The sequence below is a fragment of the Allosalinactinospora lopnorensis genome, assembly GCF_000981225.1.
Classification (GTDB): Bacteria; Actinomycetota; Actinomycetes; order Streptosporangiales; family Streptosporangiaceae; genus Allosalinactinospora; species Allosalinactinospora lopnorensis.
In genome coordinates, this window is sequence record NZ_LAJC01000063.1 from 15,198 (window position 1) to 36,666 (window position 21,469).

The 21,469-nt window shown below is 69.7% G+C and carries 19 protein-coding genes and 3 pseudogenes; 10 read left to right on the top strand and 12 right to left on the bottom strand.

Going from position 1 to position 21,469, the window contains the following annotated elements; translation table 11 throughout:
* Positions 1-4: 4 nt before the first annotated feature.
* The 3 genes from recR to VS93_RS20080 form a co-directional block, all read right to left on the bottom strand.
* Positions 5-604, bottom strand: a complete 600-nt coding sequence (gene recR / locus VS93_RS20070; protein WP_046471449.1) for a recombination mediator RecR — start codon at positions 602-604, stop codon at positions 5-7.
* Positions 605-731: 127 nt separating this feature from the next.
* Positions 732-1,079 (bottom strand): YbaB/EbfC family nucleoid-associated protein, encoded by a 348-nt coding sequence (locus VS93_RS20075; RefSeq protein ID WP_046471450.1) that lies wholly within the window; start codon positions 1,077-1,079, stop codon positions 732-734.
* A gap of 65 nt (positions 1,080-1,144) precedes the next feature.
* The gene (locus VS93_RS20080; RefSeq protein ID WP_394298836.1) at positions 1,145-1,549 is read right to left on the bottom strand and encodes a MerR family transcriptional regulator; all 405 of its coding nucleotides are present in this window, start codon (positions 1,547-1,549) and stop codon (positions 1,145-1,147) included.
* 43 nt (positions 1,550-1,592) lie between these two features.
* On the opposite strand from VS93_RS20080, the pseudogene VS93_RS20085 reads away from it, so the two are divergent.
* Positions 1,593-2,726 (top strand): annotated as a pseudogene (locus VS93_RS20085) (alkene reductase).
* 380 nt (positions 2,727-3,106) lie between these two features.
* Positions 3,107-4,267: a methyltransferase domain-containing protein gene (locus VS93_RS20090; protein ID WP_046471452.1), complete on the top strand. Its 1,161-nt coding sequence runs from the start codon at positions 3,107-3,109 to the stop codon at positions 4,265-4,267.
* A 40-nt stretch (positions 4,268-4,307) separates the two neighbouring features.
* On the opposite strand, the gene VS93_RS20095 is transcribed toward VS93_RS20090, so the two are convergent.
* Positions 4,308-5,048, bottom strand: a complete 741-nt coding sequence (locus VS93_RS20095; protein WP_236700633.1) for a UTRA domain-containing protein — start codon at positions 5,046-5,048, stop codon at positions 4,308-4,310.
* 561 nt (positions 5,049-5,609) lie between these two features.
* On the opposite strand from VS93_RS20095, the gene VS93_RS20100 reads away from it, so the two are divergent.
* From VS93_RS20100 to VS93_RS30595, 3 genes are read left to right on the top strand one after another with little or no spacing between them, the layout of a single operon-like run.
* Positions 5,610-7,217, top strand: coding sequence for an alkaline phosphatase D family protein (locus VS93_RS20100; protein ID WP_046471454.1), 1,608 nt, complete (start codon positions 5,610-5,612; stop codon positions 7,215-7,217).
* Entirely contained in the window at positions 7,214-7,792 is a 579-nt protein-coding gene (locus tag VS93_RS20105; protein ID WP_201776699.1) for a hypothetical protein, read from the top strand. Before VS93_RS20100 ends, VS93_RS20105 begins: the two co-directional genes overlap by 4 nt.
* 29 nt (positions 7,793-7,821) lie before the next feature.
* Entirely contained in the window at positions 7,822-8,055 is a 234-nt protein-coding gene (locus tag VS93_RS30595; RefSeq protein ID WP_201776700.1) for a hypothetical protein, read from the top strand.
* Positions 8,056-8,114: 59 nt separating this feature from the next.
* Here VS93_RS30595 and VS93_RS28455 read toward each other — a convergent pair whose 3' ends face one another.
* From VS93_RS28455 to VS93_RS20130, 5 genes are all read right to left on the bottom strand, one after another.
* Positions 8,115-8,639 (bottom strand): NUDIX hydrolase, encoded by a 525-nt coding sequence (locus tag VS93_RS28455; protein ID WP_269082879.1) that lies wholly within the window; start codon positions 8,637-8,639, stop codon positions 8,115-8,117.
* A 511-nt stretch (positions 8,640-9,150) separates the two neighbouring features.
* A complete protein-coding gene (locus VS93_RS20115) occupies positions 9,151-10,440 on the bottom strand; it encodes a dihydrolipoamide acetyltransferase family protein (RefSeq protein ID WP_046471455.1) in 1,290 nt (429 codons plus the stop codon).
* 14 nt (positions 10,441-10,454) lie between these two features.
* On the bottom strand, positions 10,455-11,453 hold the full coding sequence (locus VS93_RS20120) for an alpha-ketoacid dehydrogenase subunit beta (RefSeq protein ID WP_046471456.1): 999 nt from the start codon (positions 11,451-11,453) through the stop codon (positions 10,455-10,457).
* A gap of 16 nt (positions 11,454-11,469) precedes the next feature.
* A complete protein-coding gene (gene pdhA, locus VS93_RS20125) occupies positions 11,470-12,579 on the bottom strand; it encodes a pyruvate dehydrogenase (acetyl-transferring) E1 component subunit alpha (protein ID WP_046471457.1) in 1,110 nt (369 codons plus the stop codon).
* A 356-nt stretch (positions 12,580-12,935) separates the two neighbouring features.
* The gene (locus VS93_RS20130) at positions 12,936-13,613 is read right to left on the bottom strand and encodes a GntR family transcriptional regulator (protein ID WP_046471458.1); all 678 of its coding nucleotides are present in this window, start codon (positions 13,611-13,613) and stop codon (positions 12,936-12,938) included.
* A 608-nt stretch (positions 13,614-14,221) separates the two neighbouring features.
* Here VS93_RS20130 and VS93_RS20135 point away from each other — a divergent pair.
* A pseudogene (locus VS93_RS20135) lies at positions 14,222-15,000 on the top strand (phosphatase PAP2 family protein).
* A gap of 118 nt (positions 15,001-15,118) precedes the next feature.
* Here the strand turns inward: VS93_RS20135 and VS93_RS20140 are convergent.
* Positions 15,119-16,086, bottom strand: a pseudogene (locus VS93_RS20140) (TIGR03557 family F420-dependent LLM class oxidoreductase).
* Between the two features lie 182 nt (positions 16,087-16,268).
* Here VS93_RS20140 and VS93_RS20145 point away from each other — a divergent pair.
* From VS93_RS20145 to VS93_RS20155, 3 genes are all read left to right on the top strand, one after another.
* Positions 16,269-16,775 (top strand): GNAT family N-acetyltransferase, encoded by a 507-nt coding sequence (locus VS93_RS20145; RefSeq protein WP_236700634.1) that lies wholly within the window; start codon positions 16,269-16,271, stop codon positions 16,773-16,775.
* 581 nt (positions 16,776-17,356) lie between these two features.
* Positions 17,357-17,977: a DUF4956 domain-containing protein gene (locus VS93_RS20150; RefSeq protein ID WP_082127051.1), complete on the top strand. Its 621-nt coding sequence runs from the start codon at positions 17,357-17,359 to the stop codon at positions 17,975-17,977.
* The gene (locus VS93_RS20155; RefSeq protein WP_082127052.1) at positions 17,974-18,783 is read left to right on the top strand and encodes a VTC domain-containing protein; all 810 of its coding nucleotides are present in this window, start codon (positions 17,974-17,976) and stop codon (positions 18,781-18,783) included. The genes VS93_RS20150 and VS93_RS20155 overlap by 4 nt, the downstream gene beginning before the upstream one ends.
* Here VS93_RS20155 and VS93_RS20160 read toward each other — a convergent pair.
* Both VS93_RS20160 and VS93_RS20165 read right to left on the bottom strand, forming a co-directional pair.
* Positions 18,764-20,011, bottom strand: a complete 1,248-nt coding sequence (locus tag VS93_RS20160) for a sensor histidine kinase (RefSeq protein WP_236700635.1) — start codon at positions 20,009-20,011, stop codon at positions 18,764-18,766. The two genes, VS93_RS20155 and VS93_RS20160, sit on opposite strands and share 20 nt — an antisense overlap.
* Positions 20,012-20,025: 14 nt before the next feature.
* On the bottom strand, positions 20,026-20,748 hold the full coding sequence (locus tag VS93_RS20165; RefSeq protein WP_046471461.1) for a response regulator transcription factor: 723 nt from the start codon (positions 20,746-20,748) through the stop codon (positions 20,026-20,028).
* A gap of 135 nt (positions 20,749-20,883) precedes the next feature.
* Between VS93_RS20165 and VS93_RS27230 the strand changes: the two genes are divergently transcribed.
* Positions 20,884-21,399 (top strand): hypothetical protein, encoded by a 516-nt coding sequence (locus tag VS93_RS27230; protein ID WP_052745886.1) that lies wholly within the window; start codon positions 20,884-20,886, stop codon positions 21,397-21,399.
* The last annotated feature ends 70 nt before the right edge of the window (positions 21,400-21,469 follow it).

The window sequence follows — 21,469 nt, forward strand, 5'->3', positions numbered from 1 at the left end:
TGGGCTAGAACTCCAGACTGCGGCGGCCCTCGAACGCACGCCCCAGCGTGACCTCGTCGGCGTACTCGAGATCACCGCCGACGGGAAGGCCGCTGGCCAGCCGGGTGACTTTCAACCCCAAGGGTTTGACCAGCCGGGCCAGGTAGGTGGCCGTGGCCTCGCCCTCCAGGTTGGGGTCGGTGGCCAGGATCAGCTCGGTGACCTCGTCGTTGGAGAGCCGCGTCATGAGCTCTTTGATCCGCAGGTCGTCGGGTCCGACCCCCTCGATGGGGCTGATCGCGCCGCCGAGCACGTGGTAGCGGCCGCGGAACTCGCGCATCCGCTCGATCGCCACGACGTCCTTGGACTCCTCGACCACGCAGATGACCGCGCTATCGCGCTTGGGGTCGCGGCAGACGCGGCACTCGTTCTCCTCGGACACGTTGCCGCAGACGGCGCAGAAGCGCACGCGCTCCTTGACCTCGGTGAGTGCGCTCACCAGCCGTTTGACGTCGGCGGTCTCAGCGGCCAGCAGGTGGAAGGCGAGGCGCTGAGCGCTTTTCGGACCGACGCCGGGCAACCGCCCGAGCTCGTCGATCAGGTTCTGGACCGCGCCTTCGTACATCGCCTACCTACTCGCCCCGCGTGCGTCTCACTCTCCACGGTAGTGGAGCCGGTCACGCGGTCACGACTCCACCACCCGCCGCCTCTCGCCCCCGGGCCATGAGAACGGGGCGGGGCCGCGTTCCCGCTCAGAAGCCGGGGAGGCCGGGCATGCCCCCGCCGCCGGGCATCCCGCCCAGTCCTTCGGCGAGCGGGCCCATCTTCTCCTGCTGGAGTTCCTCGACCGACGTCTCGGCGTCGCGGATGGCCGCGAGAACCAGGTCGGCGATGGTCTGCGCCGTCTCCGAGGTGTCACCGGCGTCGATCGTACTGGGGTCGATCGTGATGTCCTCGACCTGCCCGCGCCCGTTTACGGTGACCTTGACCAGGCCACCCCCCGAGGTGCCTTCGACCTGCGCCTCGTCGAGCTGCTGCTGGGCTTCCAAGAGCTGCTGCTGCATCTGCTGCGCCTGCTGCAGCAGCGCCTGCATGTCCATTCCTCCGCCGCCAGGATTCACTATGCTCTCCTTGCACACGTTGTCCTGCCTGCGAGCGTAGTCGCTCATGGCGAGACCGTGGCGCCGTTGGCCGCTCCGGGCGCGGTCTCCTCCTCCGCGGAGGCGATGACACCGTCGAGGACCGTCCGCGAGGCCGCGAGCCGGTCGATCGTCCGGTCGATGCGGTCCCGTTCGTCCTTGAGATAGCGGACCAGATCCGGGGCGGGGTCGCCGCGCTCCTTGTCGTACATGCAGGGAAGGATCGCGGCGATCCTGGAGCTGTGCAGCCCCGCGGAGAACAGGCACTGGATGCGCTCCACACGGGCGACCGCCTCGTCGTCGTACTCCCGGTGCCCGCCGCTGGTGCGCCGCGCGGTCAGCAACCCCTGCTGTTCGTAGTACCTGAGTGAGCGCTCGCTGACTCCGGTCCGCCGTGCCAGCCTGCCTATACGCATGGTGAGTTCCGCCACAGAGGTTGAACCTGACATTGATGTCAAATTCTACCCTTCGTTCATGAACCGGAACAGCGTGAGTCCCCTTCTTACCCCCTACACCTCGACGGCCCTCGACCTCCCGAACCGCGTTGTCATGGCCCCGATGACACGGCTCCGCGCCGACCTCCGGAGTGTCCCGCAACCGCTCATGGCGACCTACTACGCGCAGCGGTCCGGCGCCGGACTGATCGTCTCCGAGGGCATCGCGCCGAGCGAGCGCGGCCGCCAGTACCTCACCGAGCCCGGGCTGTTCACCGAGGAGCAGGTCGTCGGCTGGAGGGCGGTGACCAGTGCCGTACGCGCGGCGCTTCGGACGAGGTCCGTGCCGGGCTTCCGGTAGGGAGGTTCTTCGCCCAGGTCATGCACGCCGGCCGGAACGGGCATCCGGCCAACCGGGCCGACGGCGGAACCCCCGAGGCGCCGTCGGCCGTACCGCTCACCGAGCGGGTGCACACGCTGGAGGGCAAGGTCGCGCCGGTCGCCCCGAAGGAGATGTCGGCGGCCGACATCCGGGACGCGATCGGCGACCACGCCGCCGCGGCGCGCAACGCGATCCGGGCCGGATTCGACGGGGTGGAGATCCACGGCGCCAACAGCTACCTCCCGCACCAGTTCCTCGCCGACAACACCAACCGGCGCGGCGACGCCTACGGCGGGAGCGTGCTCGGCCGGGCCAGGTTCGTGATCGAGGTGACCGAGGCCGTGGCCGACGCGGTGGGCGCCGAACGCGTGGGGCTGCGGCTCTCGCCGGGCAACCCGGAGAACGGGATGAGGGAGGCCGACCCCGCGCCGGTGTACCGGACCGTGCTCTCCGCCCTCGACCCGCTGGGCCTGGCCTACCTGCACCTCACCGACGACCCCGACTACCCGGCGCTGGCGCGACCTGCGCCCGCGGTGGAGCGGGGCGCTCATCGGCAACACAGGGGAACACGAGGAGACGACGCAGGCCTTGGCCGAGCGGCTGCTCCGGGAGCGGGGCGCCGACCTGGTCTCCTTCGGACGCCCGTTCATCGCCAACCCGGACCTGCCGCACCGGATCGCCGCGGGCATCCCGTGGGCGCCGATCAGGGGGAAGAACTCCCACTACGCGTCGGGCGCCCGCGACTACACCGACTACCCGACGGCGCGGGAGTGCGCGGGGTCCGCCCGGTAAGGCGGCCGTTCGGCCGCGCGGCGACACCGGCTCCCGCATAGGGCGGTCGCTGAGCCGGACCGAGCGCACGGGGTGCCCCCGCCATGATCGATCCCGTGGCTTTCGTTCCTTCATCAGCGGAAACAACCCCGATTCCCGCAAGATCGCCGGGAATGGGGGCGGTACCCGTGGGCGCTCGGGCCAACCCCGGCGGTCCGGATGCGGTCACGGTCGCGACATGCGGTGTGAGCGGCGCTACGTTCGTCCCGTAGTCACCCCGAGCTTCAAGGAGAGATCGCGATGGGTCGACACGAGGGCCCCCAACAGCCGCCCCCGCAGCCACCTCCTCAGCCGCCCCCGCCGCACCCCGACGGCGGGCCGCCGCCCGGCAGGCACGAGAAGTGAGCGCGCGCCCCGCCCACGCCGAGCTGGAGCGGCGGCTGCTCGACACGGGGGCCATGGCACCGGAGTGGGCGGGCGCGTTTCGGGCGGTGCCGCGGTCGGGTTTCCTGCCGGAGACGATGTGGCCCTTCGACACCGCCAGTGGGCAGAGCCTGACCGTGGATCGGCGCACCGACCCTGAGGCCTGGTACCGGTGGGCTGACGCGGATGTCCCGATCACGACCCAGTGGGACGACGGTCGGCACGTCGGTCCCGGCCCCGGCCACGTGTACACCTCCTCGGCGTCCATGCCCTCCGTGGTGTTCGGCATGCTGCGTGACCTCGACGTGCGCCCGGGAATGCGGGTGCTGGAGATCGGCACCGGAACCGGGTGGACCGCCGCCCTGCTGTCGCACCGGTTGGGCGGACAGTGGGTGACCACCGTCGAGGTGGATCCGGACGTCGCCGAGCAGGCGTCGGCGAACCTGCGCCGCGCCGGCTGCTCTCCTCGCGTCGTCATCGCCGACGGCGCGACCGGATGCCGCGATAACGCCCCCTATGACCGGGTCATCGCCACCTGCGGCATGCGCCGGATCCCCCCTGAGTGGATCGGGCAGACCCGGCCGGGCGGGATCGTCCTCGTCCCGTGGGGCACCGACTACAGCCAGCGGGATGCGCTGGCCCTACTGGTCGTCGCCGCCGACGGTGCGAGCGCCCGCGGAAGGTTCACCGGGCCCGCGCAGTTCATGAAGGCCCGCTCGCAGCGGCTGGTCTGGCCGCGGCACGAGGAGTACGTCACCGACTGGCCGGGCGAGGTCTCCACCACGCCCCTGGCCCGGCGGGATCTGGTGTCCGACGATCCCTACGGCATCACCGAGTTCGCCCTGGGCCTCCTGGTCCCCGACTGCACCCACACCGTCCACGACCAGGGCGACGTGAGCACAGCCTGGTTCTACGGGCTCACGGACAGCTCGTGGGCCGCGGTACGGTTCACCGGTGAAGGTGACGCCGAGGTCTACCAGGGCGGGCCGCGCCGGCTGTGGGACGAGGTCGAAGCCGCGTGGCGCCGGTGGGATGGGCAGGGCCGCCCCGGCTGGGACCGGCTCGGCCTGACCGTCACCGCCGAGGGCGAGCACCTGCTGTGGGTGGATGCCCCGGGCCGGGTGCTGTCTGGGGGCTGACCGGTTCCGGCGTCTGGGCGCTGGAGGTGGATATGAGGTGTCAGAACTGGTCGGAACCGGTCACCTGTCCGATCGGGAAGGCATGCCGCGACGCGGCGCAGATGGTCTCCAGCGCGTGCACCGGCACGTTGTCGGTGCTCACGCTGACCCGAAGCACCTGAACGACCCACTCGCCGGGGATGTCGAGCAGGTCGGCCTCGTACGGTGTCGGCGGTCGGGCGGTCAGCGTCTCGGTCGCGTGGCTGAACGTGTACCCCAGGTCCTCGATGGCGGCCTGCAGCGTCGGCAGCACGAACCCCTCACCGCCCAGGCGGGTGTTCTCCCCGACGTCGAGCCGGAAGTAGGACGTCGAAATCCGGACCGGCACACCATTGGCCCAGAACATCTTCCGGCGGGCGATGACGTCCTCGCCTGCTTCGACGTGGAGCCCGGCGGCAACATGCTCGTTGCACGGCTCGCGCCCGACGAACAGCATCTTCCGTTCGGGTTCGATGCCCTGCCGCTTGGCCTCGGTCAGGTAGAGCGACCTTGATCCGCGCACGTTCGGCGGTGTTGGCAGTGCCCGTTCGACAAGTACGCGCGGGCGCGGCTCGACAGGTCCTGTCGGTGCCCGATGCTCCGGCCCCTCGGCGCTGGTCTTCTTCATCTGGCTCACCCGTCCCGGTGTCACACCGAGACGCCGCGCGATTTCCTCTTGCCGGAGTCCGGCCTCCTGCGCTTCGACAATGGCGCCCCGGCGGATACGGGACAGCTCGACACTTCGCCCCTGCAAGGTGGCCATAGCCGCAGACGCGGCGCGGGCTCTTTCCAGCGGGTCCGGTAGGGCAGCTATATCGTGCAACGTCCTTGCGTCCAAGGCGATCCCCCGTTATCGGCTGCTCCCATCGAACCTTAGCCCCTATTGCAGAGTCCGAAGTGGATGATGCGCCGTGACGGATCCTGGACGCGCGCCCGCGTCGAGAGACACGGTTCGCCAACGGCATCCTCTGACGCCGCCTGACAACACGACCACGCCCCCCACACCAGCCACGAACGGCGGTAAGGGTGGACGGATCCGGCACACCCGTCCCTCCCCGCAAGCACAAACCCGCAGGCCCACCCATCGACATAGATAGCGGCGGCGGGGGCCTGCCCCGTCCGGCGCCCTCGAGAGATGACAGAGTGCCGCGGCACCGGCCGGCACCGGCCACGCTCCGTAGCTCTGGGCGGCCCAGAAAACCATTTACGCTAAGGAACCAATTCGTCACTCTTTGACAACCAGACACTTACCCCGAATCAATGCGCGAGCAAGGCGGCGCTTCGACAATCGTTGGGGCATTCCCCGAGTGGATGGAAGCGACGAATGGTCCGAAGCGACGCCCGCTACCCTCTCGACCGACGAACGTTCCTCACTCTCACCGGTATCAGCGCGGCGGCGCTCGCTATGGGAACCGGGGTTCCCGCGCACGCCGCCCCCGTCAACAGCCGTGTCCCGGCCGATCCCTTCGGCCTCGGAATCGCCTCGGGGGAACCGACCCCCGACGGCGTCGTCCTGTGGACCCGCCTCACCCCCGAGCCCCTGGCCGAGGACGGCCACGGCGGCATGCCGCCGCGGGACTACACCGTGGAATACGAGGTGGCCGCGGACGACCGCTTCCGGGACATCGTCAAGAGCGGCCGGGCGGTCGCCTCACCCGAACTGGCGCACGCCGTTCACCCGGAGGTCACCGGGCTGGAGCCGGCGCGCGAGTACTTCTACCGGTTCCGCGTGGGCGGCGAGATCAGCCCTGTCGGCCGCACCAAGACCGCGCCGGCGGCGGACGCCGACCCCGGGAGCCTGGCCTTCGCCGTCGCCTCCTGCCAGGCCTGGTACCACGGCCACTACACCGCCTACCGGGACATGGCCGAGCAGGACCTCGACCTGGTGCTGTTCCTCGGCGACTACATCTACGAGTACGGCATCACCGAGGCGAACCTGTGGCGGCAGGGGGTGGGCGAACTGAGCGCCGCGCACGCCGCGACCACCATCACCCTGGAGCAGTACCGGCTGCGCTACGCGCTCACCAAGCACGACCCCCATCTGCGGGCTGCGCACGCGCACGCGCCGTGGCTGGTGACACCGGACGACCACGAGGTGGAGAACAACTACGCCGACGACGCCTCCCAGTACGGGATGAGCCCGGAGGACTTCCTGCGGCGCCGCGCGGTCGCCTACCGGGCGCTGTACGAGAACCAGCCGCTGCACTCCGACTCGCTGCCGGAGGGGCCCGACATGCGGCTCTACCGGCGGCTGCGCTACGGCAAGCTGGCGGAGTTCAACGTCCTCGACACCCGTCAGCACCGCAACGACGTGCCCTCCGACGGCGGAACGCCCGGCGGCGAGCACACCGACCCCGAGCGCTCCATCCTGGGGGAGCGCCAGGAGGAGTGGCTGTACGAGGGGCTGAAGGTCAGCGACGCCGTCTGGAACGTGCTCGCCCAGCAGGTGGTCGTGGCCAGCATCGACCGCGACACCGGGCCCGGAACCGAGTACAGCATGGACATATGGGACGGGTTCACCGCCAACCGCGAGCGGCTGTTCGAGGTCCTGACCTCGAACGATGTCGCCAACCCACTCGTCCTCACCGGTGACATCCACCGGCACTCGGCCACCGAGCTCAAGGCGGATTTCGCCGACCCGGACTCCGCCACCATCGGCACCGAGCTGATCACCACGTCCGTCGCCTCGGACGGCGACGGCTCCGACAGCGACCACCTCGCCGACCTCTGGCTCGGCAACCCGCACGTCAAGCTGTACAACGCCCGGCGCGGCTACCTGCAGGTGGCGATGACCCCTACCGAGGTCACCTCGGAGTTCAAGGTGATCGACCAGATCGAGGCGGATGACACCGGAACGGTGAGCACCGCGGCCCGGTTCGTCACCGAAGCGGGCCGGCCCGGTCTCAACGAGGTGAGCGGAGGACAGCAATGACCACCGAACCCGCGCCCGTGACAGGGGCCACCGCTGAGGGGCGGACCGGCGCAATCGACCTCTCCTGGGACCTTCCGGGGTGGGAGCCGCTGGTGGACCACTTCGCGATCCACGCCTCGAAGTCGCCGGAGGTCGAGATCTCCTCCGCCACATTGGTCGGCACGACCGTCTACGGCCGTTTCAGCCACGACACCCTCGGCCCGGAGCCGGTGACCCGGCACTACCGGATCGTCACCGTCGACGCGGCGGGCGGACGCAGCACCCCCTCGGAGACCGTGCGGGCATCGTCGACGAAATCGATGACGACATACGGTCGCGCGCTCGCGCAGGTGGGCGAGTTCGACTCGAAGAGCCTGGAACTGGCACTGGCCCCCGCTGGCGGGCCGAGGGGCTTCCGGGCGGCCTTCCCCGACGGAGTCGACTTCGTCCACGGGAGGAGCGACCCGGGCACGGACTGGAGCTACCTGCACCCGGGCCCCGAGGACGAATGGGCCGGCCGGACGGAGCACACGTTCCGACTGCGCTTTACCCTCGACACGGTCCCGGAGGCGAGGTCGGACTCGCGATCTGGCTGATCGATACGCACGCGACGAAGCCCGGAACCGTGGCGATCACGGTCAACGGCGAGAACGCCGCCGAGACCGAGTTCCAGGGCGGCGCCACCCGGGGCTCGCTGGAGGGGGACGTGACCGTCCTGGGGACGGCCCTGCGTCCGTCCTTCGTCGAGCTGAAACTGCCCGCTGGGCACTTCTCCGAGGGAGAGAACGTCATCGGCATCACCAAGTCGGCCGGGTCCTGGATCGCCTACGACGCGGTAGGGGTGTTCGACCTCGGGTGAGCCTCCCGGCCGTCTGCGGCCGCGCCGCCCGTGGCCGGGAGCGCCGCGGGCGGCGCCTCTCACTCCAGCCGGGACATGGCGACTCCGTCGGCGCCCAGCAGGCGGTGGACGAAACCGGGATCGTAATCGGCGAGGCCGGCTTCGTTCAGGATGCACATGTCGATGGGATGCGGCAGGATCTCGGACGGGTAGGTCTGGCTCACCTGCGAAACCTCGGTGGGATTGGGAACGAAGCTCTCAGGGATGCCGCACGGCCGCAGCGCCCGGTACACGTGCATCCGGAACCAGTACGGCAGGCCGCTGTCGCGCCCGTGGACGTCGTAGATGCCCGTGAGCGCGAGCGCTCCGAGATGGATCCCGGCCTCTTCGGCGGTTTCCCTGCGCGCGGCCTGTTCGGGGTTCTCCCCGGGTTGGACGTGGCCTCCCGGTAGCAGCCAGTGTCCGGCGAAGACACCGCGGTTCTGCAGGACGAAGGTCAGAGTCTGCTCCTTCGGTCCCGGGACTATGGCAACGGCGGCATGATCATCTCGGTCCCGGGTGGCGAGTTCGAGGGGATAGTCATCGGGGTCTTTCCTCTTCGGCACTCTGTGGGCGCCGGCTGTCCGGCGGTTCTGCCCGCGTGGCCAGGCAGGACCGGCCGCCTCGTTCCGGGACGGGGCGGCCGGGGAAGGCACCCACTCGCAGGCGGTCGTCGACCGCACGGGGACAAGCCTGGCGTATGGGAACCACGCGCCGCCACCGGAGGGTGCACGCTGGGCGAGGACCGCGCTAGTAGGGCTATGGCCGTGCCGGTGCGGACGCCTCCCGCGCCTTCCAGCGGGAGCACACGGGCACATCGCACGCGCACCGCCTTCCCGGTTCTGTCTCATGCTGATGAGCAGGGCCGCTCCGCGGCCCGCAGGCGAATACCGTCCGTGCGTGTTTCACGTGGAACGTGCGGCGTCACCTGGGCATTCACCGGGGGGCTTTGCCTGGACGCTCCTGTTCCTTTGCGGACACAGCCGGAGGTAGCGGGAATCCCGGGCCGGCCATACGTACAGTGCCCCGCTCCTTCAGCCGGAGCGGGGCACCACAGTGTCGGCGCGGCGAGAAGGATCAGAGGATGATCCGCATGGGCTCCTCCAGGATCTCGGCCAACTCCTTGAGGAACGCGGCGCCGACCGCGCCGTCGACGGCGCGGTGGTCCACGGACAGCTCAAGGGCGATGGTGTGGCGCGGGACGATCTCGCCTCCGCGCACCACCGGTTCCTGCTTCATGGCGCCCACCGCGAGGATCGCGGCCTCCGGCGGGTTGATGACGGCCGAGAAGCTGTCCATGCCGTACATGCCGAGGTTGCTTACGCTGAACGTGCCGCCGCTCATCTCCTGCGGTTTCAGCTTTCCCTCGCGGGCCTTGCCGGCGAGTTCGCGACTCTTCGCGGCGATTTCGGACAGCGGGGCCTTGTCGGTGTCGTGCAGGACCGGGACCACCAGGCCCTCCTGGACCGCGACCGCCACACCGACGTTGACCCGGCGGTGCTGCAGCAGCTTGTCGTCCACCCACGAAGCGTTGACCTGGGGATGCAGCCGCAGCGTTGTCGCCGCCGCCTTCACGATCAGGTCGTTGAAGCTGACCTTGTTGCCCGTGCTCTCCAGTTGCTCGTTGATCTGGGCCCGGAACGCCTTGAGCGCCTCGGCGTCGATGGTCCGGCGCAGGTAGAAGTGCGGAACCGTCTGCTTGCTCTGCAGCAGGCGGCGCGCGATCACCTTGCGCATGTTGCTGACCGTGATCTCTTCGGAGTCGCGACCGTCGTCGAACGCCTCCTGGGCCGCCTGCGGTGCGGCCGCCGGGGCCGGTTCCCGCGCGGGCGGGGCGGTGGGCTCTCCGGCCGTGGTGGTCTGCTCCTGGGCGGCGGCCTCGATGTCGGCGCGGACGATTCGGCCCTTCGGCCCGGATCCCCTGATCGTCGTGATGTCCAGGCCGTGCTCCTTGGCCAGCCGGCGGGCCAGGGGCGAGGTGCGCGGGCGCGTCGCACCGTTGGCGTCCGCGGAGGCCGACGGAGCCGGGGCGGCCTCCTGGGGGGCGGCCTCCTCTTCTTCCTCCTCCTCGGCCGGAGCCTCGGTGGAGGGGGCGGCCTCGGCGGAGTCGGACTCCGCGGGAGCGGCGTCGGGGCTGTCGCCGAGAACGCCGATCACCGCCCCGATCGGAACGGTGTCGCCCTCGCTGACCGACTGTTTGACGAGGTAGCCCTCCTCGTAGGCCTCGTACTCCATGACGGCCTTGTCGGTCTCGATCTCCACCAGGACATCGCCCGGCTCCACCTTGTCGCCGGTCTTCTTGACCCAGGAGCTGATGACGCCCTCCTCCATGGTGTCGGAGAGGCGCGGCATGTAGATGTCAGTCATCGTGTGGTTCCCCTTTACCCGACCCGCCGGCCCACGGCGTTCAGGGTCTCCTTGACGGCGGTGATGACCGAGTCGACCGACGGCAGGGCCGCCGTTTCGAGCGGCTTGGCGTACGGCAGGGGCACCTCGGCCATGGCGACCCGGCGCACTGGGGCGTCCAGGAAGTCGAACGCGCCCTCCTGGATGGTGGCGGCGATCTCGGCGCCGATGCCGTAGGTCAGCCAGTCGTCCTCGGCGATCACGGCCGAGCCGGTCTTGCGCACCGACTCGACGATCGTCTCGCGGTCGAGGGGACGGAGACTGCGCAGGTCGACGACCTCGACGCTGATGTCGTCCTCGGCCAGCTTCTCCGCGACCTGCTGGGCGACCACCGCCATGCGCGAGTAGCCGATCAGCGTGATGTCGCTGCCTTCACGGGTGACCGCGGCGCGGCCGATCTCGGCGACCTGGTCCCCGTCATCGGGGACCTCGCCCTTGGAGTTGTACAGGCCCAGGTTCTCCAGGAAGAGCACGGGGTCGTCGTCGCGGATCGCGGCCCGCAGCATGGAGGCGGCGTCGCCGGGAGTGCTCGGCGCGAGGACCTTCAGGCCGGGAACGAAGGAGTAGAACAGCTCGATGTTCTGCGAGTGCGTGGCGCCGAGCTGCTGGCCGCCGCCGCCCGGGGTCCGGATGACCATCGGCACACTGGTCTGGCCGCCGAACATGCCGTAGATCTTGGCGGCGTGGTTGACGATCTGGTCGATCGCGAGCAGCGAGAAGTTGATCGTCATGAGCTCGACGACCGGGCGCAGCCCGAGCATGGCCGCGCCGATCGCGGTGCCGACGAACCCCTCCTCGGCGATCGGGGTGTCGCGGACCCGTCGCTCCCCGAACTCCTTGAGCAGTCCTTCGGTGATCTTGTACGAGCCCTCGAAGATACCGATCTCCTCGCCGATGAGGAAGACGTCCTCGTCGCGGTGCATCTCGGCCCGCAGGGTCTCGCGCAGGGCCTGGCGGTAGGTGATCACAGACATGTACCGGCTTCCTTCCCTACTCTGCGAACACCGGGTCGGCGGGCATACGCCTCGACTCGTTGGCCACAGGAGTGGCGTATGTGTAGTCGAAGAGTGTCGAGACGTCGGGGTGCGGGCTGTTCTCGGCGAAGTCGGCCGCATCGGCGACCTCTTCGCGTACCGAGTCCGTGATCTCCTTCTTGGCCTCCTCGGTCAGCACCCCGGCCTTCTCCAGCCGCTCCTCGAAGAGCGCGATCGGGTCGTTCTCCTGCGCCCGGGCCTCGTCCGCCTGCTCCTGGGTGCGGTACTTGGCCGGGTCGACCACCGAGTGGCCCTTCATCCGGTGGCTGAAGGCTTCGAGTAGGAAGGGGCGCTGTTCGGAGCGGGCGCGCTCGACCAGGTCGGTGGCGGCGTCGCGCACGGCGAGGACGTCCCGGCCGTCCACGCGCTGGCCTTCGATCCGGAAGGCGGACCCCCGCTTGTACAGGTCGGGCTCCGCGGAGGACATCTCGACGGTGGTGCCCATACCGGTGAAGTTGTTCACCACCACGTAGACGACGGGCAGGTTCCACAGGGAGGCGATGTTCAGCGACTCGTGCCACGCGCCGATGTTGGTGGTGCCGTCGCCCATCTGGCACATGACGATCTCGTCGCCGCCCCGGTAGGAGACGGCCAGCGCGGCGCCGGTGGCCAGGGGAAGCTGCCCCCCGACGATGCCGTAGCCCCCGAGCAGGCGGGCCTCGGTGTCGAACATGTGCATGGAACCGCCCCAGCCCTTGGACACACCGGTGGTGCGTCCGTAGAGCTCGGCCATGACACCGCGGGGGCTGATGCCCTTGGCGATGGCGTACCCGTGTTCGCGGTAGTTCGTGAACAGGTAGTCGCGCTCGTTCAGCGCACTCATGAGGCCGACGACGGTGGCCTCCTCACCCAGGTTCAGGTGGCAGTAGCCGCCGATGCGGGCCTGCGTGTACGCCTGGCCGGTGCGTTCCTCGAACCGGCGGACGAGGAGCATCTGCCGGTAGTAGTCGAGGAGGTCCTTCGGCTGTTCGTCGGCGAGGTTCGGGGTGTCGTTCTTCCGATTGCGCCGGCGCCCCCCCGCGCTCTTGGCGGTGCCGCCGCCCTTCGGCTTGGCCGTGTCAGCCATAGTGGTGCCTTTCTACGTCCGGAGACGGCCTCGTCCGGTCCGGTGGGGCCGAAAGAGGCCGGCGCCTGGTGCGCTGTGCGGCGCGACCAGGGGTTCCGCTGCTCCGCCGGGCTCAACGACGGGGCGCGAAGTGGCTGTTCGGTGGAGTTGACCAGCAACTCTCTTTGCTCGCTTCCCGGCCTGGGCCCCGGCCATACATCGGTCCTGGCGGGTGTAGCCGGTTCGTACGTTGTTCACGTGAAACCGTATTCGTGTGACATGCGTCGCGCACACTCTACGGACTGATCGATGATCGATCAATATGACTTTAGGGGGATTTATCCGGCGAACAGGACAGAGGGCGAGCCGGTCGCGAGTCAGTGCACAGTGTCGCGCGACTTGAGGGCGGCCTCGACATAATTCAGGACGTGCTCGCTGAGCATCCGCCCGACATTGGGGTCGCCCCGGCGGAACGCCTCGGTGATCTGGGTGTGGTCGGCGGCCTTCGCGTGCAGCTCCATGTCGAGCCAGCGGACCGACAGGGCCGTCCACACCTCGACCCCCAACGACTCCCACGTATGCAGCAGCACACTGTTGTCGGCGGCCCGCACCACCTCCCGGTGGAACTCCACACTGTGCTTGATCTGCTCCTCTACATCCCCGCTGGTGGTCGCGCGCTTGAGCGCGTCGACCTCGCGTTCCAGCGGCCGGGGGTCCCGGGCCAGGCGGGGGGCGGCGAGTTCGGCCGCGACCAGTTCCAGGCCCGCGCGGACCGGGTAGATCTCGGCCATGTCCGCTACGCCGAAGTCGCGGACGCGTGCCCCCTTGTTCGGCACGGACTCGATGAGCCGCAGCGCCTCCAGCTCGCGCAGCGCCTCCCGCACGGGGGCCTGGCTCACGTTGAGCTCAGCCGCGACGCGCCGCTCGACGATTCGCTCGCCGGGCTGCCAGCGTCCGGAGAGCAGGCCGTCCACCAGCACGCGCCGGATCTGCTCCCGCAGCGGGTTGCGTGCCAATCGAGACGGATAATCCGGCCTCTCAGGGAGGTCGACCATCAACGACCTTTCTGTTCTGTGCGTCATAAGAGGGCGGGCTCATTGAAGAGTGCCACACGGCTGTGTGGCTTCCGGCATACGGACGCCGGTTGCTAACGGAACGCTCACGTTCCAGACGCGCCGTGGTGAACACTCATCGGGCCCATCCTGACTGATAGACAAAGCATGAGGTAGCGCGATGATCATTACCAGGCCGACGGACAGCCCACCGGGGCAGGGCGCTATGCTCTCCTGTCGGAAACGTTGGAGAGAAACTGGGGCGGGCAACTGTGATCTCCGGCACGATGGCATCCGGCCCGGAGGGGGTAGCCGTGAAGTGCCCGCTGTTCCCCAGTGATGGACCGCACCGGTAACGCCGAGGTTCCGGTGAACGGGCACACCGACGCCAACGGCGCGTCGTGTGTCCGCATAATCCCCCAGATCCCCCTCAACCCAGTCCCAGCGGCGAGCCCATCCCCAAAGCACGACCGTGCCGCAGGCCAGCCCACAATTCGTGAGACAGCACTGAGCACATGATGCGTACAACGCGGATCGGCCCGAAGCCGCCGTACAGGGCCGGGCGACCGAGAACCTTCCACAACGAGAGATCCTTACCCGAGGCCCCGCGGATCCCGTTCGGGTGGCCGGGAAGCGCCTCCAGGTCAGGGGCGGCCTGGCCGAGCGTGAGCGAGATCGCGTGGGGACTGGCGTCGGACAAGATCGCCATCGTCCTCGCCGTGGCCCTCCTCATTATGACGGTGCTCTCCGCCGGACCACTGCACCCCATCGACAACTTCATCAATACGGCACCGCGGCCGTACTGGGACGAGATCCGGGAGTTTCTGATCCTGTGGCCGGACACGGTGGCGTCGCGTTTCGTCGCGCTGCCGGTCCTGGGGGTCACGGCGCTGCACTTCGCGTACTGGTACCGGTCCTGGCGCCCGATCATTCTCGGCGCTGTCGGTGTGTTCGGCATGATCTGCCTGGTCGCGTCGATGAAGCTGCTTTTCTCGCGCAGTCATCCGCGGACCTTCGACCCGTCGTTCTTCTCCGCTGAGGGGGAGTGTCCTTTCCCTCCGGCCACGGTGCCAACGCCATTCTGCTCTACGGTCTGGTGCTGTTCCTGATCATCCGCTACCGGGCGGCGCGCCCGCACATCATCCAGCGCCTGGCCTACTGCATCGTCGGGATCGCGCTCCTGCAGGCGGCGGTCTCCGTCTTCCTGCACTTCCACTGGTTCACCGACCTCGCGACCGGCATGATCGCCGGGGGTCTCGCACTGCGGCTCACGATCCGGCTGGACCGGATGATCCCCCAGGGCCAGACGAAGTACTGGTGGCCGTGGCACGGGGGCAGTTTCTGGGACGGCCCGGACCAGCACTCAGCCAAGCCCGTGCCCGGCTCCTGAGGTTCCGGGGGACCGCGCCGGCCCCGTCCCAGGACGTGGCCCGGCCGACGTCCTCGGGAAGAAAGCGGTCCGCCCCCGAGCCTGCTGCGCCCGCGCCGCCCGGAGGGCGGCGGTACGCTCACCTCGACGGCGTCAGTGAGCGGATCGGCTCGTCGAGCTCCTTGGCGAAGAAGTCGAAGAACCCGTCGGGGTCGGGGCCGGCGTTGACCAGGGCGAGATTGTCGAACCCGGCGTCGACGAACTGCTGCGCCACAGTGAGGTGATCCGAGGCGTCGGGGCCGTAGCCGAAGGACTCGGCGATGTGCTCCTCACCGACGAACTCCGTCGCGGCCTCGAAGTTGACCGGGTTCGGCAGCTCCGCCATCACCTTCCACCCCGTCACACCGAAGCGGAACGTCTCGCGCGCCGAGCGCAGCGCCGCCGATTCGTCCTCCGCCCAGGACAGCGGCACCTCCGCGTACTTCTCCCCGTTCCCGCCGGCCCCGGTGTAGGCCTTGACCAGCTCCGGCTTCGGCTCCGTGGCGAAGATCGCGTCACCGTGCTCGGCGGCGATCCGGGCGGATTCCGAGCCGCTGATCGCCACGGCGATCCGGGGCGGCGTCTTCGGCAGGTCGAACACCTGGCGTCCTCCAGCGAGAGGTACCTGCCGTCGAAGGAGTGGTAGCCGCCCGACCACAGCAGTCGGATGATCTGCAGCGACTCGCGGAACATCTCGTGGCGCTCGCGTACCGCCGGCCACCCCTGGCCGACCACGTGCTCGCTGAGCCGCTCACCCGATCCGACCCCCAACACGAAGCGCTCGTTGGACAGCAGCGCTGTCGTGGCCGCCGCCTGGGCGATGATGGCCGGGTGGTAGCGGATGAAGGGGCATGTGACACCGGTGGCGAGTTCGATCCGGTCCGTGCGCGCGGCCGCGGCGGCAAGGATCGACCAGGCGAAGCCGGAGTGGCCGTGACTGTACAGCCACGGGTGGAAATGATCGCTGACCTCGACGAAATCGAATCCCACCATCTCGGCGCGCACTGCCTGGCGGACGATCTCCTGCGGTGAGTAGCCCTCCGCGAAGAGTTTGTATCCGATTTTCATAACTGCGCCCCGCCTCGTGTCGGCGCATACTGACGAGACCCCGCTATCCGGCCCTGCTCCCCGGGAAACGCGGTGATCACGGACGTGAGCGGCCCGGAGCCGGAAAACCGGTTGCCCTGCGGGCGGGGCCGGCGCAGGATCGGCGGACCATCAGTTCGGCCCGTGACCGGAAGGAGAGTGCCGTGCCCGACATCGCCGTCCGCGCTGGCGTGCCCGCCGACCTGCCCCGCCTGGTGGAGATCTCCCGCGCCGCCTTCACCCTCTTCGGACACGCCGGGCTGGAGCTGCCGCCGGACGACCCGGAGGCCGAACTGGCCGAAGCGGGCCGGATCCTCGTCGCGGAGCTGCCGGTACCCGGCAGCGGGCCGTTGGCCGCGGGCTTCGCGCAGCTCACCGAGCTGGACGGCAACGCGCACCTGCAGGAGATCAGCGTGCACCCCGATCACGGGCGGCGCGGTGTGGGCAGCGCGCTGCTGGAGGCCGCGTGTGCTGGCGCGGGCGAGCGAGGCCTGCCCGCGATGACCCTGACGACCTTCCGGGACCTGCCGTTCAACGGGCCGTGGTACGCCCGCCGGGGCTTCACGGAACTGCCCCCGGCCGAGTGGGGCCCCGAGTTGTTCGCCCAGTGGCACAACGAGGCCGGTCTGCTGGTGGTGCCGCGGATCGTGATGCGCCGCGAGCTGCGCTGACCGTCCGCGGCCGAGACCGTGGAACGCCGTCTGCGCGTTCACCCATGTATACGCAGCGTTTGTAGGAACAATGCTCGGTGATGCGGGTACATCAGGGGCGCGTGAGCTCTCCCGCAGCCCCGGTTCCATATTCAGTCGGATGGAAGAGTGAGGCTATCCAGGTCACCTGGCACGGCAAGGTTATCGCCGCCATGCTGCCCGGATCAGGAACACGGGGACGCTACTCGGATCTCGTGGCCCGGGGGGCTGATTCGGCTCACGTCGACCACAACGGGCGACCTCAACCGGATCGCGACGTTCGAGACCTCCGGTGACGTTTTTCCGCTGGATGTGCTGCTGGCAGAGCGAGCGGAGGACGAGCGCTGATCTACCGCGACGCCTTCCCGTCGATGACGTGCGCGCGTTCCTGGCCGATCCCGGGCCGGCGTGAGGACGGGCGGGTCCCCAACCGCGCGGGTGTCCCTGTTCGGCGCTTATTCAACTCTTAGCCATCCCTTAACCGCGCTGGTCGTAGCGTTCCCTGCAGAACAGCGGCGGTACAGCCGGGACCGCCGCACCCCGCACGGCACAGGAGGACTTCCGTGAGCCTGCTGCTCATGCTCGCGCTGCCCGTCAACTTGCTCTCGATCTCGGTTCTGGCATACGCGATCTACTTCCGGCGCCACCGCCGCGCCGACCTGATGTTCGGCTACATAGCGTTGAACATCGGCGTGTTCACGGTGTCGGCGCTGATGATGTCGCAGGAGGTGGGGTTGGGCATCGCGTTCGGGCTGTTCGGGGTGCTGTCGATCATCCGCCTGCGTTCGGACGAGATCAGCCAGCGCGAGGTGGGCTACTACTTCATCTCGCTGGCGCTCGGGTTGGTCAACGGAATCGGCGCGACGATGCCCCTCGCGATCGCCGCGTCCAACGTTCTGCTGCTGGCCACGATGTACGTGGCCGACCACCCCCGGATCGCCACCGGTGTGGAGCGCCGGGTGCTCGTACTCGACACCGTCCACGGCGGTGAGGAGGAGCTGCGGGCCGACCTCCAGCGGCGGCTCGGCGGCCGTATCCTCCAGTCGACGGTGAGCAGTGTGGACTACGTCCGCGAGACCACGACGGTGGACGTCCGGTTCCGCCGCCCGGCCCCTGTCTCCGCGGGTCCGTCCGCCCGCGAGTCCGCGGCCACCGTGCCCGTGCCGACCGTGTCGAGGCGATGATGCGGAGGAACGCCGCCCCGACACTCGGAGTGGACCTGTTCCCCGGCGCGGACCTGGAGGAGGTGAACGCGCGTGCCGGCCTGCAGACCCGCATCGACTCCAAGTACCTGATCACCCCCGCCGCATATGCGACGTTGGTGGCCCGGCTCGCCGAGGACGATGACTGGTCGGTCCTGGAGATCAACGGGCGCAGGCAGTTCCAGTACATCTCGACGTATTTCGACACCCCCGATCTGCTGACCTACCGCCAGCACCGGCAGGGCCGCCGGCGCCGCTTCAAGATCCGGACCCGGCAGTACGCCGACACCGGCGACTGCGCCTTCGAGATCAAGCTGGAGGGGGCCAGGGAGGCGACGTCGAAGCAGCGCATGCCCTATGACCGCGAGCACGCCGTTCGCCTGACCGGTGAGGCGCGGCTCTTCCTGGAGGACGTCCTGCGCGGTGCCCACCGGATGTCCCCGCCGGACCGGCTGGCCCCGACCGCCACCACGAACTACCTGCGGTACACCCTGGCACAGCGCTCCGGCGCGGCGCGCCTCACATTCGACACCGGGCTGGTATGCAGTTCGCCGAGAGGCCGGATCGAAGCGCTGCCCCTGTGGGCGGTGGAGTCGAAGTCAACCGGCGACGGAAGCGGCGCCGACCGGCTCCTGTGGTCGCTGGGCGTACGCCCGCTGCGTATCAGCAAGTACTGCCTGGCCATAGGGGCACTCACCCCCGAGCTCGCCGCCAATCCCTGGAGTCGGGCGATGCGCCGGTGGTTCGGGGGCGGCGCCTCGGAGCGGGCTACCCCAGTTCGACGGTGACCACGGTCCCTGTTCCGCCGGGCCCCGTGCCGAACGCGACACCGCCTCCCGAGGCCGCCGCCGTGCGCCGTACGATGTCCAGCCCGAGCCCGGTGGAGCCGCCGCCGCTGCGCCCCCGCTCCGCGAGGTCCTCCGAGGGCAGGCCGGGCCCTTCGTCGCTGACCTCGACGACCGCCCCGCCCTCGGGGCGGGGGTCCAGCCGCACCGCGAACGGCGTACCGTCCGGGGTGTGCGCGAAGACGTTCCCGAGCAGCGCGTCCATGGCCGCCGTGAGGTCCTCCGGGCTGACCCGGACGACGAGCGGCCCCGCCGCCAGGTCGGCACCGCAGTCGCGGGAGGTCTCGTCGGCCAGTACGGACCAGAACTCGATGCGTTCGGCGACCACCGCGGCGGCGTCGCACAGCGGTTCGCTGCGGGTGGGGCTGCGGGCGGCGTTGATGGTCGCGTCGACCGCGCGCTGGACCTCGTTGGCGGCCCCCTCGACGGCCTCGCGCTCCCGGGGGTCGTTGAGCGCTTCGGCCTCCAGCCGCAGCGTCGTGACGGGCGTGCGCAGGCGGTGCGAGAGGTCGGCGACCCGCTCCCGCTCCGCCGCGAGCAGTTCCCTGATCCGCGACGCGAGGCCGTTCAGCGCCGCCCCGACCTCCCGCAGTTCGGTCGGGCCGCTCACCCGCGCCCGCGCTTCAAGGTCGCCGCTGGCCAGCCGGTGCGACACCTGGGCCAGTTCCCCCAGCGGGATGAGCAGCAGGCGGGCCAGCCGGTCGGCCAGGAGCAGCCCGAAGCCGAGGAGAAGGATCGCCATCACCCCGAGGATGAGCCAGGCGCGGCCGACCCCCTCGGTGAGTTCGCTGTCGGCGACGTAGGTGCGGATGACAGCGGTGCCCTCCGGCTGCCCCTGCACCCCGAACAGGATCTCCCGCCCCTCCGGGGCCTCGGCGGTGATACTGCGGCCGGTCGCGGCCAGTTCCACCGCGTCCGAGCGCGGTGCCTCGGCGCCGAGGACGGACCCGTCGGGCCAGAACACGGTGATCGGGTGGTCGGTAACGGCGTTCAGCCGGTCGACCGAGCCCTGAACCGTCTCCTGGTCGGCGGTGGCCACGACGGCTGACAGCGCTTCGGCGTCCTGGGAGGCGGCGGTCACCACCCGCTCGCTCGCCACCCCCCGGAGCAGCAGCGCCATCGGCACGGAGAACGCGACCAGGACCAGCGTTACCGTCGCCGCGACCAGCATCGTGAGGCGCCTTCTCATCCGGGATCACCCGGTGCGGCATCCGCGGCCGGTTCCGCCTCGTCCGGGGCGACCAGCTTGATCCCCACCCCGCGGACCGTGTGCAGGAAACGCGGGCGCTGCGCGGTTTCGCCCAGCTTGCGGCGCAGCCACGCGACATGGACGTCGACCGTCTTGTCCGCGCCCCCGTACGGGGTGCCCCAGACGTCGGTGAGTAGCTGCCGCTTGGAGATCACGCTTCCGGCGTTCGAGGCGAGGTAGTAGAGGAGGTCGAACTCCTTGGGGCTCAGGTCCAGCCGCCGCTTCGCGAGGCGGGCCTCGCGGCTGCGGGGGTCGATCCACAGGGAGTCGATGGTGATGCTCTCGTCGGCGGTGTTCGCGGGCGCGCGCCGCAGCACCGCATGGACGCGCGCTCCCAGTTGCCGGGCGGTGAAGGGCTTGACGACATAGTCGTCGGCGCCCGAGTTGAGCACCCGGACGATCTCGTTCTCGTCGTCGCGGGCCGTGGCGACGATCACCGGGACGTCACTGACGGCCCGCAGCATCCGCAGCATCTCGGTGCCGTCGAGGTCGGGCAGGCCCAGATCCAGGACGATCAGGTCCGGAGCGTTCTCCACAGCGGAGTGCAGTCCCGCCATGGCGCCCGGAGCGGAGACGACCGCGTGACCCAACTCGGTCAACGACCGGGTCAGGGCCGTTCTCAGCTGGTCGTCGTCCTCGATCAGCAATAGCTGCGCCACGGGAGTCAACATTAGGGCACCGTGTCGCCGCCTCCGGGCGGCGGACGCGCCCTCCCGTACCCGCGGGCCGGCCGTGCCCCCGTCTTAGGCCCGTCTTAACGTGCTTTTAGCCCAGGAGCGAGGAGTCTGGCACTCATGCAGTCGAAGTACATCGTGGCCGGGTGGGTGGCGGCCGCCGCGATCGCCATCGCCGCGAGCATCAGCGCCGTCGGCATCGCCCAGGGCGGCCTCCTGTCGACTCCCTCGCAGCCGTTGTCCGACGAAGAGGTGCAGGAGGAGCTCGCCCAGGCGCCCGCCGGCGCGTCCGAGGGCTCCCCGGAGCCCACCGCCGGGACCCCCGCTCCCGAAGGGTCCCCGGTGCCCGAGGAGCAGCCGACGGGGCAGCTCGGCTCGGTTCCCGACGGCACGGCTCCCGGTGGGGAGAACGAGGCCGTCTTTCCCAGCGACGGCGGTGCGGTCCTGGCCCGCTGCTCCGAGGGCATGGCCGAACTCGTGTGGTGGGTCCCGGAGCAGGGCTACCGGATCGAGGAGGTCGTCCAAGGGCCGGCTCCGTATGTCGAGGTGGAGTTCGAGGGCGGTGAACTGGAAGTCGAGTACAGCGTGACGTGCGTCGACGGCAAACCCCAGGCGTCGATCGAGGTCGACGACTGACGGTCGTCTCCCGCGCGTCCGCGCCGCCGGGCGAGGCGGCGCCGCGCCGGCTCGCGGCCGTTTCCCGCCC

Excerpts from the sequence above, each read along its gene's own strand:
- recR (WP_046471449.1), bottom strand. The coding sequence starts at position 604 with ATGTACGAAGGCGCGGTCCAGAACCTGATCGACGAGCTCGGGCGGTTG.
- VS93_RS20155 (WP_082127052.1), top strand. The coding sequence starts at position 17,974 with ATGATGCGGAGGAACGCCGCCCCGACACTCGGAGTGGACCTGTTCCCC.
- VS93_RS20115 (WP_046471455.1), bottom strand. The coding sequence starts at position 10,440 with ATGACTGACATCTACATGCCGCGCCTCTCCGACACCATGGAGGAGGGC.
- VS93_RS20075 (WP_046471450.1), bottom strand. The coding sequence starts at position 1,079 with ATGGACATGCAGGCGCTGCTGCAGCAGGCGCAGCAGATGCAGCAGCAG.
- VS93_RS20120 (WP_046471456.1), bottom strand. The coding sequence starts at position 11,453 with ATGTCTGTGATCACCTACCGCCAGGCCCTGCGCGAGACCCTGCGGGCC.
- VS93_RS20100 (WP_046471454.1), top strand. The coding sequence starts at position 5,610 with ATGGTCCGAAGCGACGCCCGCTACCCTCTCGACCGACGAACGTTCCTC.
- VS93_RS20105 (WP_201776699.1), top strand. The coding sequence starts at position 7,214 with ATGACCACCGAACCCGCGCCCGTGACAGGGGCCACCGCTGAGGGGCGG.
- VS93_RS20160 (WP_236700635.1), bottom strand. The coding sequence starts at position 20,011 with ATGCTGGTCGCGGCGACGGTAACGCTGGTCCTGGTCGCGTTCTCCGTG.
- VS93_RS20130 (WP_046471458.1), bottom strand. The coding sequence starts at position 13,613 with ATGGTCGACCTCCCTGAGAGGCCGGATTATCCGTCTCGATTGGCACGC.
- VS93_RS27230 (WP_052745886.1), top strand. The coding sequence starts at position 20,884 with ATGCAGTCGAAGTACATCGTGGCCGGGTGGGTGGCGGCCGCCGCGATC.
- VS93_RS20095 (WP_236700633.1), bottom strand. The coding sequence starts at position 5,048 with ATGGCCACCTTGCAGGGGCGAAGTGTCGAGCTGTCCCGTATCCGCCGG.
- pdhA (WP_046471457.1), bottom strand. The coding sequence starts at position 12,579 with ATGGCTGACACGGCCAAGCCGAAGGGCGGCGGCACCGCCAAGAGCGCG.